This window comes from Enterobacter sp. 342 (assembly GCF_036663495.1).
Taxonomy (GTDB): Bacteria; Pseudomonadota; Gammaproteobacteria; order Enterobacterales; family Enterobacteriaceae; genus Enterobacter.
Genome location: NZ_JAWUEI010000016.1, coordinates 1 through 16,246 on the forward strand (window position 1 = coordinate 1; position 16,246 = coordinate 16,246).

General features: G+C 53.2%; 15 protein-coding genes. 7 read left to right on the forward strand and 8 right to left on the reverse strand.

Translation table 11 applies throughout. The features are described 5' to 3' along the window. The first annotated feature begins 181 nt into the window (after positions 1-181). Together V6E55_RS14190 and V6E55_RS14195 are read left to right on the forward strand one after the other, a co-directional pair. Positions 182-334, forward strand: a complete 153-nt coding sequence (locus V6E55_RS14190; protein WP_023299102.1) for a Hok/Gef family protein — start codon at positions 182-184, stop codon at positions 332-334. Positions 335-455: 121 nt separating this feature from the next. Further along, positions 456-1,130: a tetratricopeptide repeat protein gene (locus V6E55_RS14195; RefSeq protein WP_114979526.1), complete on the forward strand. Its 675-nt coding sequence runs from the start codon at positions 456-458 to the stop codon at positions 1,128-1,130. Positions 1,131-1,167: 37 nt separating this feature from the next. Here V6E55_RS14195 and gltP read toward each other — a convergent pair whose 3' ends face one another. Then, positions 1,168-2,481 (reverse strand): glutamate/aspartate:proton symporter GltP, encoded by a 1,314-nt coding sequence (gene gltP / locus V6E55_RS14200; RefSeq protein WP_316943147.1) that lies wholly within the window; start codon positions 2,479-2,481, stop codon positions 1,168-1,170. 423 nt (positions 2,482-2,904) lie between these two features. Between gltP and acs the strand changes: the two genes are divergently transcribed. The 3 genes from acs to actP all read left to right on the forward strand — a co-directional run bounded on the left by acs (position 2,905) and on the right by actP (position 6,902). Then, entirely contained in the window at positions 2,905-4,863 is a 1,959-nt protein-coding gene (gene acs / locus V6E55_RS14205; protein WP_316943148.1) for an acetate--CoA ligase, read from the forward strand. A 78-nt stretch (positions 4,864-4,941) separates the two neighbouring features. Next, a complete protein-coding gene (locus V6E55_RS14210; protein ID WP_114979528.1) occupies positions 4,942-5,256 on the forward strand; it encodes a DUF485 domain-containing protein in 315 nt (104 codons plus the stop codon). Continuing rightward, entirely contained in the window at positions 5,253-6,902 is a 1,650-nt protein-coding gene (actP, locus tag V6E55_RS14215; protein ID WP_114979529.1) for a cation/acetate symporter ActP, read from the forward strand. The genes V6E55_RS14210 and actP overlap by 4 nt, the downstream gene beginning before the upstream one ends. Positions 6,903-6,934: 32 nt before the next feature. Here the strand turns inward: actP and V6E55_RS14220 are convergent, their stop codons facing one another. Continuing rightward, entirely contained in the window at positions 6,935-7,624 is a 690-nt protein-coding gene (locus V6E55_RS14220) for an LrgB family protein (RefSeq protein ID WP_129996883.1), read from the reverse strand. Then, on the reverse strand, positions 7,617-8,027 hold the full coding sequence (locus tag V6E55_RS14225; RefSeq protein ID WP_129996884.1) for a CidA/LrgA family protein: 411 nt from the start codon (positions 8,025-8,027) through the stop codon (positions 7,617-7,619). The genes V6E55_RS14220 and V6E55_RS14225 overlap by 8 nt, the downstream gene beginning before the upstream one ends. A gap of 101 nt (positions 8,028-8,128) precedes the next feature. Here V6E55_RS14225 and V6E55_RS14230 point away from each other — a divergent pair, with 101 nt between their 5' ends. Then, the gene (locus V6E55_RS14230; protein ID WP_316943149.1) at positions 8,129-9,022 is read left to right on the forward strand and encodes a LysR family transcriptional regulator; all 894 of its coding nucleotides are present in this window, start codon (positions 8,129-8,131) and stop codon (positions 9,020-9,022) included. Between the two features lie 63 nt (positions 9,023-9,085). Here V6E55_RS14230 and V6E55_RS14235 read toward each other — a convergent pair whose 3' ends face one another. The 4 genes from V6E55_RS14235 to soxR form a co-directional block, all read right to left on the reverse strand. Continuing rightward, positions 9,086-10,732 (reverse strand): Na+/H+ antiporter, encoded by a 1,647-nt coding sequence (locus V6E55_RS14235; protein ID WP_316943150.1) that lies wholly within the window; start codon positions 10,730-10,732, stop codon positions 9,086-9,088. Positions 10,733-10,882: 150 nt separating this feature from the next. Further along, positions 10,883-12,232, reverse strand: a complete 1,350-nt coding sequence (ghxP, locus tag V6E55_RS14240; protein WP_028017923.1) for a guanine/hypoxanthine transporter GhxP — start codon at positions 12,230-12,232, stop codon at positions 10,883-10,885. Positions 12,233-12,526: 294 nt separating this feature from the next. After that, positions 12,527-13,198 carry a glutathione S-transferase family protein gene (locus tag V6E55_RS14245; protein ID WP_236920663.1) on the reverse strand — a complete coding sequence of 224 codons (672 nt, stop codon included), beginning with the start codon at positions 13,196-13,198 and terminating at the stop codon, positions 12,527-12,529. 266 nt (positions 13,199-13,464) lie between these two features. Then, positions 13,465-13,923: a redox-sensitive transcriptional activator SoxR gene (gene soxR / locus V6E55_RS14250; protein WP_114979535.1), complete on the reverse strand. Its 459-nt coding sequence runs from the start codon at positions 13,921-13,923 to the stop codon at positions 13,465-13,467. 98 nt (positions 13,924-14,021) lie between these two features. On the opposite strand from soxR, the gene soxS reads away from it, so the two are divergent. Beyond that, complete coding sequence (soxS, locus tag V6E55_RS14255) at positions 14,022-14,348, forward strand: superoxide response transcriptional regulator SoxS (protein ID WP_013095071.1); 327 nt, start codon at positions 14,022-14,024, stop codon at positions 14,346-14,348. A gap of 6 nt (positions 14,349-14,354) precedes the next feature. Here soxS and V6E55_RS14260 read toward each other — a convergent pair whose 3' ends face one another. Then, positions 14,355-15,920 carry an EAL domain-containing protein gene (locus V6E55_RS14260; protein ID WP_236920662.1) on the reverse strand — a complete coding sequence of 522 codons (1,566 nt, stop codon included), beginning with the start codon at positions 15,918-15,920 and terminating at the stop codon, positions 14,355-14,357. Positions 15,921-16,246 lie beyond the last annotated feature (326 nt).

Consider the following 16,246-nt stretch of genomic DNA (forward strand, 5'->3'; position numbering starts at 1 on the left):
AAAAATCGGCCCAGATCCGCGAAATTTTAATCAGCGAGTCAGCTTGGGAAGAAATGACCTGCTTATTCGCACCTTCCTTAACTGTCCAACTTTTTGGGGTCAGTACAACCCGAGGCTACCCCTCAACCCCCAACAGGTTGAGAGTAGCCTCTTATTCTAGTTTTCACAAGGAGTAAAAGGCATGACGCCATTAAAAACTGCGTTAGGCATTGTCTTTATTATCTGCCTGACGATAGTGATATTTACCTTTATTACTCGCGGCAAACTCTGCGAGTTTTCAATAAAGAGTGAACATCAGGAGGTGGCGGCGAAATTAGCCTGCAACGCAGGCTAACCTCTTCGGGCGGAACGACGGTTCCGCCCGGCTTGTCGGATGCTGAGGTCTTAATGCACCCATTTTTTTCTTCTGCCACCGCGATTATACTGCGCGGCATGTACCAAGATGATAAGAATCCATGAAACACATTTTCCTGTTGTTGTTAGTTTTTACGTCGCTTGCCCGTGCCGATGAGATTGGCAGCCAGTATAAAGAGCAAGCTGAAGCGGGTGATGCCCGCGCCCAGTATTATCTTGCCGATACGTACTTCAGCTCTGGCGACAGCAAACAGGCGGCGCTGTGGGCAGAGAAAGCGGCAAAAGGGGGCGACGTCGATGCGATGGCACTGCTGTCGCAAATTCAGTTTACACAGGGTGATTATGCGCAGGCTAAAGCACTGGCGCAGCAGGCGAACATCGCAGGCAGTAAACGAGGGGCGATCATGCTGGCACGCGTGCTGGTCAACACCCTGGCAGGCAAAACCGACTATCCACAGGCCATCAAACTGCTGCAAACGGCAACCGAAGATATCGACAATGACTCGGCGGTAGATGCGCAACTGCTGCTGGGTTTGATTTATGCCAACGGTGTAGAAGTGGCTCAGGACGATGTTCAGGCGGCATCATGGTTTAAACGCAGTTCAGCACTTTCACGTACGGGCTACGCCGAGTACTGGGCTGGAATGTTGTTCAGACAGGGTGAGAAGGGCTTTATCATCCCCAATAAACAGAAAGCGCTGTACTGGTTGAACCTGAGTTGTACTGAAGGGTTTGATACGGGATGCGAAGAGTTTGATGCGTTGAGCGGGGAGTAAACATTGCCGGGTGGCGCAGGCCACCCGGCTTTTTACATTACTGGTCAGCCGTCTTATCAAAACGACCCAGCACCTCGCGTTCATACGCCAGCGCTTTTTTACGGTCGAATTTGTGTTCCCACTTGGCAATCACCAGCACCGCCAGGGCGTTACCCACCACATTCAGCGCTGTACGTGCCATGTCGAGGATACGGTCAACACCGGCGATGAATGCCAGGCCTTCCAGCGGGATCCCGACGCTACCCAGCGTTGCCAGCAGCACCACGAACGAAACGCCCGGTACACCTGCGATACCTTTTGAGGTCACCATCAGGGTCAGCACCAGCACGATTTCCTGCCACAGCGACAGGTCAATCCCGTACAGCTGAGCGATGAAGATCGCCGCAATACTCTGATACAGCGTAGAGCCATCCAGGTTAAAGGAGTAACCGGTTGGCACCACGAAGCTGGTGATCGACGCCGGTGCGCCGTAGGCTTCCATCTTCTCAATAATGCGCGGCAGTACGCTCTCAGAGCTTGCCGTGGAATAAGCCAGAATCAACTCATCTTTGAGAATACGGATCAGGATCCAGATACTCAACCCGCACAGACGCGCCACGATGCCCAGCACCACCAACGCAAAGAACAGGATGGCAAAGTGCACCAGAATCACCAGCTTCGCCAGCGGCCACAGGGAGGCGAAACCGAAATTCGCTACGGTCACAGCAATAAGCGCAAACACCCCAACCGGCGCATAGCGCATCACCATGTGAGTCACTTTGAACATGGTTTCAGAGATTGAGCGGAACACCGTCACCAGCGGCTCACGGTGTGTCGCAGGCAGGGAAGAGAGGCCCAGACCAAACAGCACCGAGAAGAAGATAATAGGCAGCATCTCGCCCTTCGCCATAGATGCCACGACGTTAGTTGGCACCAGTGACAGGATCGTTCCCATCAGGCCATGCGCATGGCTCTGCACATCAGCAGTCGTACTTTGATATTTCGAAATATCCACCGTCGCCAGTTGCGACATATCAATCCCGGAGCCTGGCTGGAACACATTCGCCATCGTAATGCCCAGGATAATGGCAATCGTCGTGATTACTTCGAAATAGATAATGGTTTTCGCCCCGATACGGCCTAACTGTTTCGCATCGCCGACGCCCGCTATACCGACCACCAGCGTCGAGATCACAATGGGTACCACAATCATCTTGATCAGATGAATAAAGATATCGCCTGCTGGCGAGAGCAGGTTCGCAATCAGCCATTCGCGGCTGTCACTGTGATAATGGAGGTAACTGCCCAGCAAGATGCCCAGCACAAGGGCTAGCAAAATTTGCCAGGCCAGGCTGACTTTAACGTTTTTCATAGAAACTGACTTCCTCAATGAAGCTCCCTGATCACTCAAACTGCATGAATATGGAGCCATACTGAAAGGGTATGAATTGTGTTGCGTTGGTTTATGGGATTTTTTAACGCGGCGTATGAGTATCATTTGCGCGGTATGTTGCGCAAGCCTTAAAGAACGATGCGTTTCACTACGAAAAGTTGCTATGACGAGAGTTTGTGGTAATTCCGATAAATAACCTTTTGTTATAAAAACGCTTTTTTAGGTTAAATTGTGAATAATCGTCTCGCTAAATTATTTTTCTTCAAAGTTTCATTCGCTCATTTTTCATACTATTCAAACAATGCGTGATCTGCCGCCCAAATAATAAACAAAGCTTGTAAAGCCCCTACAATTAACGTTTTTGCGACATATTATTAACATCTTACAAGGAGAAAAAAAGCCATGAGCCAAATACACAAACATGACATTCCCGCAAACATTGCGGACCGTTGCCTGATCACCCCGGAGCAGTACCACGAGAAATATCAGCAATCTATCAACAGCCCGGACATCTTCTGGGGTGAACAGGGTCATATCCTTGACTGGATCAAACCTTATCAGAAGGTGAAAAACACCTCCTTTGCGCCAGGCAACGTCTCCATAAAATGGTACGAGGATGGCACGCTGAACCTGGCGGCAAACTGCCTTGACCGTCACCTTGCCGAACACGGGAATGAGACGGCCATTATCTGGGAAGGCGATGATGCCTCGCAGAGCAAACACATAACGTATAAAGAATTGCACCGCGACGTGTGCCGTTTCGCCAACGTCCTGCTGGAAAAGGGCATTAAGAAAGGCGATGTCGTGGCTATTTATATGCCGATGGTACCCGAAGCGGCGGTTGCCATGCTGGCATGCGCGCGCATCGGCGCGATCCACTCCGTCATCTTCGGCGGCTTCTCGCCAGAAGCGGTTGCTGGTCGTATTGTCGATTCAAATTCTAAACTGGTGATCACCGCCGATGAAGGCGTGCGCGCTGGTCGCAGTATTCCGCTGAAGAAAAACGTCGACGAAGCACTGAAAAACCCGAACGTGAAAAGCGTCAGCAACGTTGTGGTGCTCAAGCGTACCGGCGGTAAGATCGACTGGAAAGAAGGTCGTGACCTGTGGTGGAGCGATCTGATTGAAAAAGCGAGTGACCAGCACCAGCCAGAAGAGATGAATGCAGAAGATCCGCTGTTCATTCTTTACACCTCCGGTTCGACCGGCAAGCCGAAGGGTGTGCTGCATACCACTGGCGGCTATCTGGTCTATGCGGCTACCACCTTCAAATACGTTTTCGATTATCACCCGGGCGACATTTACTGGTGTACTGCTGATGTGGGTTGGGTAACCGGGCACAGCTACCTGCTGTACGGCCCACTGGCCTGCGGTGCCACTACGCTGATGTTTGAAGGTGTACCGAACTGGCCAACCCCGGCGCGTATGTGCCAGGTGGTCGACAAACACAAGGTCAACATTCTCTATACTGCGCCAACGGCGATCCGTGCGCTGATGGCGGAAGGCGATAAAGCCATCGAAGGTACTGACCGCTCTTCCCTGCGCATTCTTGGTTCCGTGGGTGAGCCTATCAACCCGGAAGCCTGGGAGTGGTACTGGAAGAAAATCGGTAATGAGAAATGCCCGGTGATGGACACCTGGTGGCAGACCGAAACGGGCGGCTTTATGATCACCCCAATGCCAGGTGCGACCCAACTGAAAGCGGGTTCTGCAACGAACCCATTCTTCGGTGTACAACCTGCGCTGGTAGATAACGAAGGTCATCCGCTGGAAGGGGCAACCGAAGGCAACCTTGTGATCACTGACTCCTGGCCAGGTCAGGCGCGCACCTTGTTCGGCGATCACGAACGCTTCGAGCAGACCTATTTCTCGACCTTTAAAAACATGTACTTCAGTGGCGATGGCGCGCGTCGCGATGAAGATGGTTACTACTGGATAACCGGACGCGTGGACGATGTATTGAACGTCTCCGGCCACCGTCTGGGCACCGCCGAGATTGAATCTGCGCTGGTGTCTCATCCGAAGATTGCTGAAGCCGCCGTTGTGGGTATCCCGCATAACATCAAAGGCCAGGCGATTTACGCCTATGTCACCCTGAACCACGGTGAAGAGCCATCGCCAGAGCTGTATGCCGAGGTGCGCAACTGGGTACGTAAAGAGATTGGCCCGCTTGCCACACCGGATGTTCTGCACTGGACTGACTCGCTGCCGAAAACCCGTTCAGGCAAAATTATGCGCCGTATTCTGCGCAAAATCGCGGCAGGTGACACCAGTAACCTCGGTGATACTTCAACACTCGCCGATCCGGGCGTGGTGGACAAACTGCTCGAAGAGAAGCAGGCCATCGCAATGCCTTCGTAACCCCCTCACCCTAACCCTCTCCCGCAAGGGAGAGGGAATAATAAAACCTCCCCTACCAATACTTCTGGAGACTCTGTGATGAATAACGATATTTGTCAGCAGATAGAGAATAGTGCGCACTACAGGGAGCTCGTCGATAAACGGCAACGGTTTGCCTTCTTCCTTTCCATCATCATGCTGATTATCTACGTCGGCTTTATTCTGCTTATCGCCTTTGCCCCACACTGGCTCGGTACCCCGCTCCACGAGGGGACCAGCGTCACGCGCGGGATCCCCATTGGCATTGGCGTGATTGTGATTTCATTTGTGCTGACCGGCGTGTACGTCTGGCGCGCAAACGGTGAATTCGATCGTCTTAATAAAGCGGTACTGAGAGAGGTAAAAGCATCATGAAGCGAGTCCTGACGGCGCTAGCCGCCACACTTCCCTTTGCCGCCCACGCGGCGGATGCCATTACCGGCGAGGTACAGCGCCAGCCAACCAACTGGCAGGCGATTGTGATGTTCCTGATTTTCGTCCTGCTGACGCTGTACATCACGTACTGGGCGTCGAAACGCGTGCGCTCCCGTAACGATTACTACACTGCGGGCGGCAACATCACCGGTTTCCAGAATGGGCTGGCGATTGCCGGCGACTTTATGTCCGCGGCCTCGTTCCTCGGCATCTCTGCCCTGGTGTATACCTCAGGCTACGATGGTCTGATTTACTCGCTCGGCTTCCTGGTCGGCTGGCCAATCATTCTGTTCCTGATTGCTGAACGCCTGCGTAACCTGGGACGCTACACCTTTGCAGACGTCGCATCTTATCGCCTGAAACAGGGACCAATTCGCACCCTCTCAGCCTGTGGCTCGCTGGTGGTGGTTGCGCTGTATCTGATTGCGCAGATGGTCGGCGCGGGTAAATTAATCGAACTCCTGTTCGGCCTGAACTACCACGTCGCAGTGGTATTGGTTGGCGTTCTGATGGTGATGTACGTCCTTTTCGGCGGCATGCTGGCAACGACCTGGGTGCAGATCATCAAAGCCGTCCTGCTGCTGTTCGGCGCCAGCTTTATGGCCTTCATGGTGATGAAACACGTTGGGTTCAGCTTCAATAACCTGTTTACCGAAGCGATGGCGGTCCACCCGAAAGGCGAAGCCATTATGAGCCCTGGCGGCCTGGTGAAAGACCCGATTTCAGCCCTTTCGCTCGGTCTGGGTCTGATGTTCGGTACCGCAGGTTTGCCGCACATACTGATGCGTTTCTTCACCGTGAGCGATGCACGCGAAGCACGCAAGAGCGTTTTCTACGCCACTGGTTTCATGGGTTACTTCTATATCCTGACCTTTATCATCGGCTTTGGTGCCATCATGCTGGTGGGAGCAAACCCGGTGTTCAAAGATGCGGCGGGGGCGCTGATTGGTGGTAATAACATGGCGGCGGTACATCTGGCCGACGCGGTGGGCGGTAACCTGTTCCTCGGCTTTATCTCCGCCGTGGCCTTCGCCACCATTCTTGCGGTGGTAGCAGGGCTGACGCTGGCAGGTGCATCTGCGGTGTCACACGACCTCTACGCCAACGTCTTCCGTAAAGGCGCGAGTGAACGTGATGAGCTGAAGGTTTCCAAGATCACCGTGCTGGTGCTGGGTGTGGTCGCTATTCTGCTGGGTATTCTCTTTGAGAAGCAGAACATCGCCTTTATGGTGGGGCTGGCCTTCTCGATCGCGGCAAGCTGCAATTTCCCTATCATCCTGCTCTCCATGTACTGGTCAAAACTGACCACCCGTGGGGCGATGATTGGTGGTTGGCTGGGACTGTTGACGGCGGTGATCCTGATGATTCTGGGTCCAACCATCTGGGTACAGATCCTCGGCCACGCAACTGCGATTTTCCCGTATGAATACCCGGCACTGTTCTCTATTGCCGTGGCGTTCATCGGTATCTGGGTCTTCTCGGCCACCGATAACTCCCCGGAGGGTAACCTGGAACGCGAGAAATTCCGCGCCCAGTTTATCCGCTCTCAAACCGGCCTGGGCGTTGAACAAGGCCGCGCACACTAAGTCTTTCTCCCCGGTCACTCTGGCCGGGGAATTTAGAACATCACCCACGCCACCAGCGGCGCAATCAGTACCATCACCACACCAGAGAGCATCATCACCAGGCTTGCCACGACGCCCTCCTGCTGACCCAGTTCATAGGAACGTGCCGTGCCCGCACCGTGCGATGCCGCGCCAAACCCCGCGCCTTTCGCCATTCCTTCCCGAATAGACAGGCGCAGAAACAGCATATCGCCCACCGCCATGCCGAAGACGCCGGTGACAACAACAAACAGCGCCACCAGATCCGGCTGTCCGCCAAGCGGTTTGGCTGCGGCCAGCGCAAATGGCGTCGTCACCGAACGTACGGCCAGGCTGCGCTGAATTTCATCGGGAAGCGTAAACAGCCGCGCCAGCCAGACCGAGCTACAGACCGCCACCACCGTGGCGGTGATCACGCCTGCACTGAGTGACATCCAGTGGCGTTTGATAATCGCCAGGTTGTCATACACCGGGACGGCAAAGGCGATAGTTGCTGGCCCCAGCAGCCACAGTAGCCAGTGGGATTCGCCAATGTAGTTCTGCCAGGAGATGTGACCGAAGACCAGCATCATCACCAGCAGGATCGGTGTGAAGACCAGCGGCATCAGCGGCAGGGCGTGAAAACGGCGATACAGCCGCTTGTTAGCAAAGTAGATCACCAGCGTCGCAATCAGGCACAGCACGCTTATCTGAAAGTTAGTCATTTCTGTGCCTGCTGATTTCAAACCGATAGACTTTATCTACCACCCAGGCGGTCGCTCCCAGCACCATCAGCGTGCTCAGCGCGATAACTGCAAAGATGCGCCAGCCATCCACCATCAGCAGTTGCGCATAGTTCACCACCGCCACCACAGCAGGGACAAAGAACAGCAGCATCTCCGCCAGCAGCCAGCGCGCGCCAGCCCGCACCCATTTGAGGGGAATAACGCGACAAAGGATGAGCGTAAGCATCAGCATCATCCCCACCAGGTTGGCTGGCAGCGGCAGATGCAACCAGCCGACAAGATATTCCGCAAAAACAAACAGTCCCGCGTAGAGCAGTACCTGAACCGGTACCTGGAGTCGTTGCACAACGGCAGGCGTAACACGGCTTAACGCCACGGCCATGGGGGGTTCCTCAAAAATGAGACGAAGCGCCAGTATAGTGAGCGCACGGTATGGACAGAAATGAATTAAAATCATCAAAGGTATAGTTTCGAGGAATAATCATGGACATAAGAACGCTGCGCTATTTTGTCGAAGTGGTTCGTCAGCAAAGTTTTACCCGCGCAGCGGAGAAGTTGTTTGTTACCCAACCCACCATCAGCAAGATGCTGAAAAACCTCGAAGATGAACTGAACTGCACTTTGCTGATCCGCGACGGGCGCAAGCTGTTACTGACCGATACCGGACGCGTCGTCTTTGAACGTGGGCTGGCAATCCTGGCGGAGTTCCGTCAACTGGAAGCGGAGCTGGACGATATCAATCATCTGACGAAAGGTGTGCTTCGTCTCGGCATTCCGCCGATGGTAGGGATGATGATGGCCGGGCCAATTAGCCTGTTTCGTCAGCGCTATCCCGGCGTTGAGCTGAAGATATCTGAGTTTGGCGGATTAACCGTCCAGCAGGCGGTTATCAACGGCGAGCTGGACGTGGCGATGACCGCCCTCCCCGTTGAGGAAGAGAGTGGCCTGGCGACACTGCCGCTCTTCAGCCATCCACTGTGCGTACTGGTTCCCCGCTCCGGCGACTGGCTGAATAGAGACTCGGTGAAACCCGAGCTTCTCGGCGAACACCCGCTGCTGATTTACAACGAAGACTTTGCGCTCAGCCGCCAGTTGATGACGTTATTTAATCAACATAACGTGAAGCCGCGCATTGCGGTGCGCAGCGGTCAGTGGGATTTCCTGGCCGCGATGGTGCAGGCAGGTGTGGGGATTGCCATCCTGCCACAACCGATTTGCGAGCGACTGGATAAAAACACGCTGCGCTGGATCCCGCTGGAGAGCAATCTTCACTGGCAGTTAGGGATGATATGGCGCGAAGGGGTGTATTTGTCGCACAGCGCACAGGCATGGCTGCAGTGTTGTGAAGGGTTTTGGGTCCCTAACCCCTCACCCTAGCCCTCTCCCTTTGGGAGAGGGAACCGATCGAGCCCCTCGCCCCTATGGGGAGAGGGGAAAAGGTTACTGATTCTCTATCAACAACGCTTCCAGCAGATCCAGATCATGCAGCAGCTTTTGCAGCGTCTCGTTACTGATCTGTCGCGTGGCGCGCAGGTGGTACAGTTCGGCACGCTCTGAACGCAGCGCCGCCAGACGGAACCGACGTTCCAGGTTCTCCTCCTGCAACGAGCTTTCCACATCGTTACGCCCATCGGCACGACGACGCAGGTTACCAATCACGCGGGAACTGACTTCCGTCAGCAGCTGATTGTCGATGTTCTCTTCCGCATCGGCGGCCAGACGTTCTTCCATTTTCTGAATTGCCACAATCGCCACTTCGGCAGTCGCCGCACGGGCAATGCGCTCTTCCTTATGCTGTTGGGTCGAATCACCCACATCAATGTGCTGCAGCAAAATAGGCAACATCACCACACCAACAAACAGCGAGAACAGAATCACACCTGCCGCAAGGAACACCAGTTCATAGCGCGCCGGGAAGACATCGCCCGTCGGCAGCAGCAGTGGAATAGAGAGCACACCGGCGAGGGTAATCGCCCCGCGTACCCCCGCGAAAGAGGCAATCAATAGCTCACGCGTAGTCCACGAGCCGAACTCCATCGGCTTTTTCGTCAGGAAACGCATGCTGAACTTTTTCATCGTCCACAGCCAACCGAAACGCACCAGCATCAGCGCCAGGTAGATCAGCACGATATCGGTAAACAGTATCCAGACTTCAACGTTCGGGTCGGCTTCTGCCGCCACCAGTGAGGACTCCATAATGCCTGGCAATTGCAGGCCCAGGAGCAGGAACACCATGCCGTTAAAGACAAATTCCAGCATTGCCCAGGTGCTGTTCGCGCGCAGACGCATAGCCAACGGTGCGCGACGCATCACGCCGGAGCGGGTGATGGTCATGCCTGCCGCCACCGCCGCCAGAATGCCTGACACGCCTATATGTTCGGCAATCAGATAAGAGGCAAAAGGCAGAAGGAACAGCAGCACGATTTGCGTTGCAGGCTCATCACCGCCCCAACGGCTGAGGAATCGCAGCGAACGTCCATACAGCCAGCTCACCACGAAACCGGCCAGGATACCGCCAATCGCCACTTTGAAGAATTCCAGCGTCGCGCCGCCGACGGTAAAGACCATCGTGCCCATCGCGACCGCTACCGCAAACTTCAGGGCAACCAGGCCGGAGGCGTCATTCATCAGCGCCTCACCCTGTAAAATCCCCATGATTTTCTTTGGAATACGTCCTTCACCCACGATGCCGGAAAGCGCCACAGCATCGGTTGGTGACAGCACGGCAGCCAGCGCAAAAGCGGGAATTAACGGGATACCCGGCACCACCCAGTGGATCAGAAAACCAATTCCGACCACAGTGACCACCACCAGCGCCAGTGCCAGACCGAAGATCTCTCGCCCGTGCTCAAGGAATTCGCGCGTGGGCGTTTTCCAGCCATCAGCAAACAGCAGTGGCGGGATAAACAGCACGAGGAACAGTTCGGGATCGAACTCCACGTGCAGGCCAAACGTCGGCCACGCCAGCAGCGCGCCGATGGCAATTTGCATTAATGGCAGAGGGATCTGAAAGGGTAGTACGCGTGTAACCACCCCGGATAGCGAGACCACAAGGGTCATGATGAGTATTGTGAAGAAGATTTCCATGCGTTCCCTGTTTGCTGTGTTGCTTATCTACTACGGAAGGCGTCGTGCCTTTTATTCTATCTTCCTCAGAGTAACGTAAAAGGCAACGGGATGAGTCCTGAAAATAAAAACGGGCGGCCTGAGCCACCCGTTTTCGCATCAAAGGACAACTTAGATTGCCCAACCGCCCGCGTAGAACGCCACCAGCGCAACAGCGATCACCACCGTGCCGATGTTCAGTTTGCGCCACTCACCAGAGACCAGACGACCAATCACCAATGATGCGAAACCGATCATAATGCCGGTCACGATGTTACAGGTCAGCACAATAAATACCGCAGTGATGAGGCCGGACATCGCATCCACAAAGTCAGCAAAGTCGATTTTTGCCACGTTGCTCAGCATCAGCAGGCCAACGTACATCAGCGCTGGTGCGGTCGCATACGCCGGAACCAGATAGGACAGCGGAGAAAGGAACAGGATCAGCAGGAACAACACGCCGACGGTGATCGCCGTCAGGCCGGTTTTACCGCCCGCCGCCGTACCCGCTGCGGACTCGATGTATACTGCAGCCGGAGCCGCACCCACCAGACCAGAGAAGACGCTGCTCAGGGAGTCGGTCGTCAGCGCTTTTCCGCCATCAATAATCTGACCGTCTTTATCCAGCAGGTTCGCTTGCCCCGCGACTGCACGGATTGTACCGGTCGCATCAAACACAGCGGTCATCACCAGCGCCAGCACGCTTGGCAGAATCACCGGGTTCAGCGCGCCGACGATATCCAGGCTACCAATCAGGGAGTTGCCTTTGTCATCGCTCAGCGACGGCATGGCGAAAATACCGGAGAAGTGGACGTTTGGATCGAAAATCAGGCCAACAATAGAAACCCCGATAATGGTCAGCAGAATACCACCCGGAACTTTCAGTTTTTCCAGACCGATAATCACCGCCAGGCCAATCAAGGACATAATCACCGGGAAGCTCGCGAAGTGACCAAGCGCAACCGGCAGACCGTCCAGCGGGTTCTTGATGACCAGACCGACGCCGTTGGCGGCAATCAGCAGCAAGAACAGGCCGATACCGATACCCGTACCGTGCGCTACACCGTGCGGCAGGTTGCGCAAAATCCAGCTACGGATGCCGGTCGCTGAAATAACGGTAAACAGCACACCCATCAGGAACACGGCGCCCAACGCAACCGGTACGCTGATGTGTTGGCCCAGCACCAGACTGAATGCGGTAAACGCCGTCAGAGAGATGGCGCAACCAATCGCCAGCGGCAAGTTCGCCCACAGCCCCATCACGATGGAGCCCACACCGGCCACAAGGCAGGTAGCAACAAAGACAGCTGCAGGCGGGAAGCCCGCTTTGCCCAGCATGCCCGGCACAACAATGACGGAGTAAACCATCGCCAGGAACGTTGTCAGACCGGCAACAACTTCCTGACGCACGGTGCTGCCGCGAGCCGAAATTTTAAACATGGCGTCAAGTGAACCGCCAGTACGCGCAGATGGCGTAGACATAGAAAACATCCCCTGAGAGTTTTTTAGAAAGTCCGTAAGCGTGGTGGAGACGCCACTGCCAGCTAAACGTCAAATCCTTGAGTTGCGTTTGTGACGAAAGGGCGTCACAAAAAAAGCAAACGTTTAGCTCCGCACTTACAAACGGGTGGTCAAATTAAGGCAAACGATTATCTAGCCTAATCACCGCCCTTTTCAACTGAACTTTGTCGTTTTTCGCTAAAATTCACTTATGACGCTGAAGAAATAAACAGAGGATGCGCAAACGTTATCGTTTATGCGCAATTCGTTTACATTTCAATCGTCACCCGGGATTGATAAAGGACCACCTTGTTCCAGTGTTCTTTGCCAGGCAGGGCTATTCTCAATCTTTTTCTTCCATGCCTGAATATGCGGCAGATTATTGATGCCACCCCGCGCCAGCAGGGCAAAGATCGGGAAACTCATCTGAATATCGGCCATGCTCATCGCGTCCCCGGCAAACCAGCTGTTTTCCGCAAGATGTGAATCAATGAAACGTGCATGGGTTTCCAGCTGACGGTTGAGATAGGCTTTTTGCACTCCCTGCCCCAGCGCTTTGCCCAGTGTTCGGATACCAAACGGCACAGGGGGTTTACCGAGGCTGTTAAACACCAGCTTCATGAGTAACAGCGGCATCAGCGACCCTTCGGCATAATGCAGCCAGAAGCGATATTGCACCTTATGAGCGGGATCTAAGGGTTTCAACCGTGAGTCGGGATCGTACGTTTCCTGCAGATACTCCAGAATGGCGCCTGACTCGGCCAGAATCAGGCCGTTATCTTCGACGACTGGCGATTTGCCCAACGGGTGCACTTTTTTGAGGGACTCAGGAGCCAGCATATTCTTTTCGCGCTGGTAGTGAATGATCTCATAAGGCAGGGCGAGTTCTTCCAGCGCCCAGATCACGCGATGTGAGCGCGACTGGTTAAGGTGGTGTACCGTGAGCATGGTTGTCTCCTGTTATTCATACTTTTTAACTATAGAAAATCGAACAACACCGCGAAAAAAATTCGGCTAAAAAACAACCGGCGTAGCTGGCGAAATGACGGGTCTTGCATAGAATTAAAGTGTCAGCACAATCCGGAACCTCCCCAACCAGCTCGACATGAGGGGTGCTGATGTCGGGGGAAACCCTCCCGTGAACCAGCGGGATAGAGAGAAAGACAAAGACCGGGAAAAACTAAAGCGCCCTTATGTGGCGCTTTAGTTCTTTATTAATCCTCTTCCAGCAACCGCGCCCCCGTCCCCTGTTCACCCAGCCTGTCGCCCGGGTTACGCAACGGACAATCACTACGGGACAAACAGCCGCAACCAATGCAACCATCCAACTCGTCACGCAGTGCGACCAACGTATGGATACGCCTGTCCAGTTCTTCACGCCACTGGGATGAAAGCTCTTTCCACACTTTCGGGCTTAGGGTGTGACCTTCCGGCAGCACACCAAATGCCTCGCCGATGGTGGCCAGGGGAATTCCGATTCGTTGCGCAATTTTGATAATCGCCACATAGCGGAGCACGTCGCGGGTATAGCGACGCTGGTTTCCACCGTTACGGATACTCTTGATTAACCCTTTGCTTTCATAGAAGTGGAGCGCCGATACCGCAACACCGCTTCGCTTCGCCACTTCACCAGGTGTTAAAAGTGCTTTAATTCGCGGCAATCTCTTTTCCATAAAACCTCTTTACCTCAAGTTAACTTGAGGAATTATACTCCCCCGCAGAGAAAACGACGAATTAACCAGGAAAGTTGTATCTACAGAGGGGCAACCGTATGTCGCATCAGCAGATTATTCAGACACTTATTGAATGGATTGATGAACATATCGACCAACCGTTGAACATTGATGTGGTCGCTAAAAAATCGGGCTATTCGAAATGGTATTTACAGAGAATGTTCCGGACGGTTATGCATCAGACGTTGGGTGAATACATTCGTCAGCGCAGACTGCTGCTGGCAGCTCAGGCGCTACGCTCCACGCAGCGGCCCATTTTTGATATCGCAATGGATCTTGGCTATGTGTCGCAACAAACCTTTTCCCGCGTGTTCCGTCGCGAATTTGACCGCACGCCAAGCGATTATCGCCATCAGTTGAATTAATCACTATCAATGCAAAGGTTGCTGCTGCCAGGTCATAAACTCCTGGGGCGGCATCGCTTTCGCGAAGTGCCATCCCTGACAGAACTGAACACCGCGCTTCAACAACCAACCGACCTGCTCTGCCGTCTCTACACCTTCCGCAATGGTTTTAAGCCGCAGGCTTTGTGCCATCTCGATAATATGCTCGGCGATCAAGTGACTGGTGCTGTTGGTCGTTAAGGTGTCGATAAAGGATTTATCGATTTTGAGGATATCAACGTTCAGCGAATAGAGGTTATGCAGGTTAGAGTAACCCGTCCCGAAATCATCGATTGCCACTTCATAACCTGCCTGACGGAAAGCCTGAATCACCGGCGTGGTTTTTGGCACATCAATAAACCCGCGTTCCGTCACTTCGATTTTGATCTGCTGCGCGCGCACGTCATAGTGGCGGGCCTTGTCAGAAATCATGGCGATCAGCCGCGAAGAGTGGAAATCCGTGGCCGACAGGTTAATCGAGATATAGAGATGCGGATGCGCAGCCAGGAAATGGCCCAGATCGCTGAACACCTCCTCAACAACATAATCCGTTATCCGCTCGCTCATTCCCTCTTTTTCAGCCAGCGGAATAAACTCAGCCGGGCTCATCACCTGTCCGTTAAAACCAGGCCAACGTAACAGCGCTTCAGCCCCTACACACTGGTTGTTCTTGATATCAATGATCGGCTGATAGTGCACACAAAGCTGGCGTTTGTTGAGCGCGCGTTGCAACAACCGCCCTGGGGAATTAAGTTCACGATGGGTACGCGACCATACCAGCAAAATAATAATGCTGCAGATCATCCCCAGTGGCAGCGTCAATGTTGCCTGATGATAAAGCGTTTCATAAAAGCGTTTATTCGATGTTGACACAATAGCCGCAATAGGTCTTTTTGGCGATTTCACGACGGTATAAAAACGGTTATCTTTTTGAAATACCGATTCCTTATCCCGAATCATCGAATTTAATAAAGAAATATTGGCTTTTTGGCTAACGGAAAAGAATGCGTTGGTTATCGTGTCGTACACTCCCCATGAAAGGGAATGATCGTTTGACATCACTTCACTGTACGAAAGCGGATTGACCACCACCACATAATTACCACGCTGCATATATGTCATTTTATAACCAGTATAAAATGGGGTATCGCGATAATAATAGATAGCGACGTCAGGTTTACGCGTGTAATTGGCGACGGAAATTGAGTATGGATGTTCCGGTGTAAAAACGGTCGAACAAAGAAAATTCTGACCTTCGGCATAAATTAAATCGGCGACAAACAGACGGCCACGAACAACGTTCAGCATATATTGACGATGTCCTGGCGTGCAAAGTTCGCCCTGGTATTTTGTCGCCTCGTCCCGGGCCAGTTCAACCTGTTGAATAACCAGTTCTGTTTTGTCTAAAGCCAGTTCAGCAAAGGTACGTAGCTGAGCGCTTGTTTCCGATACGGCTCTTAGCTGGGCAAACCATAGCGCAAGCATCACCGGTAGCATAACTACCATGATGATCCCTACCACCCTGAGCATCTTGCGCCGCGCGCTACGATTCATTTCCCGCCCTATATCCCTGCATGTTGTACGCCTGTAGTAATGAAGGCCGGATGCTTTGCTAAACAGGTGATTACGTTGCATGAATCATGCGAAGTTAGCAACTGACTTTTAGTATTAAAAATCTTAAATTTCGTTATGACGATAATATTTTCCCGTAAGCTAAACTGTAAGTATTCGTTCCGTTTCAATTAAGGAAAATATTTATCCATCCCATAAGGGAAGTGCGAAGATAACACAACAGAGGATCGTTGATTAAGCCAAACTTTTGACAGCATGAAAAAAGCACAACTTCTTCATGAAATTCTATGCTATTTTTTCGGGTGTAT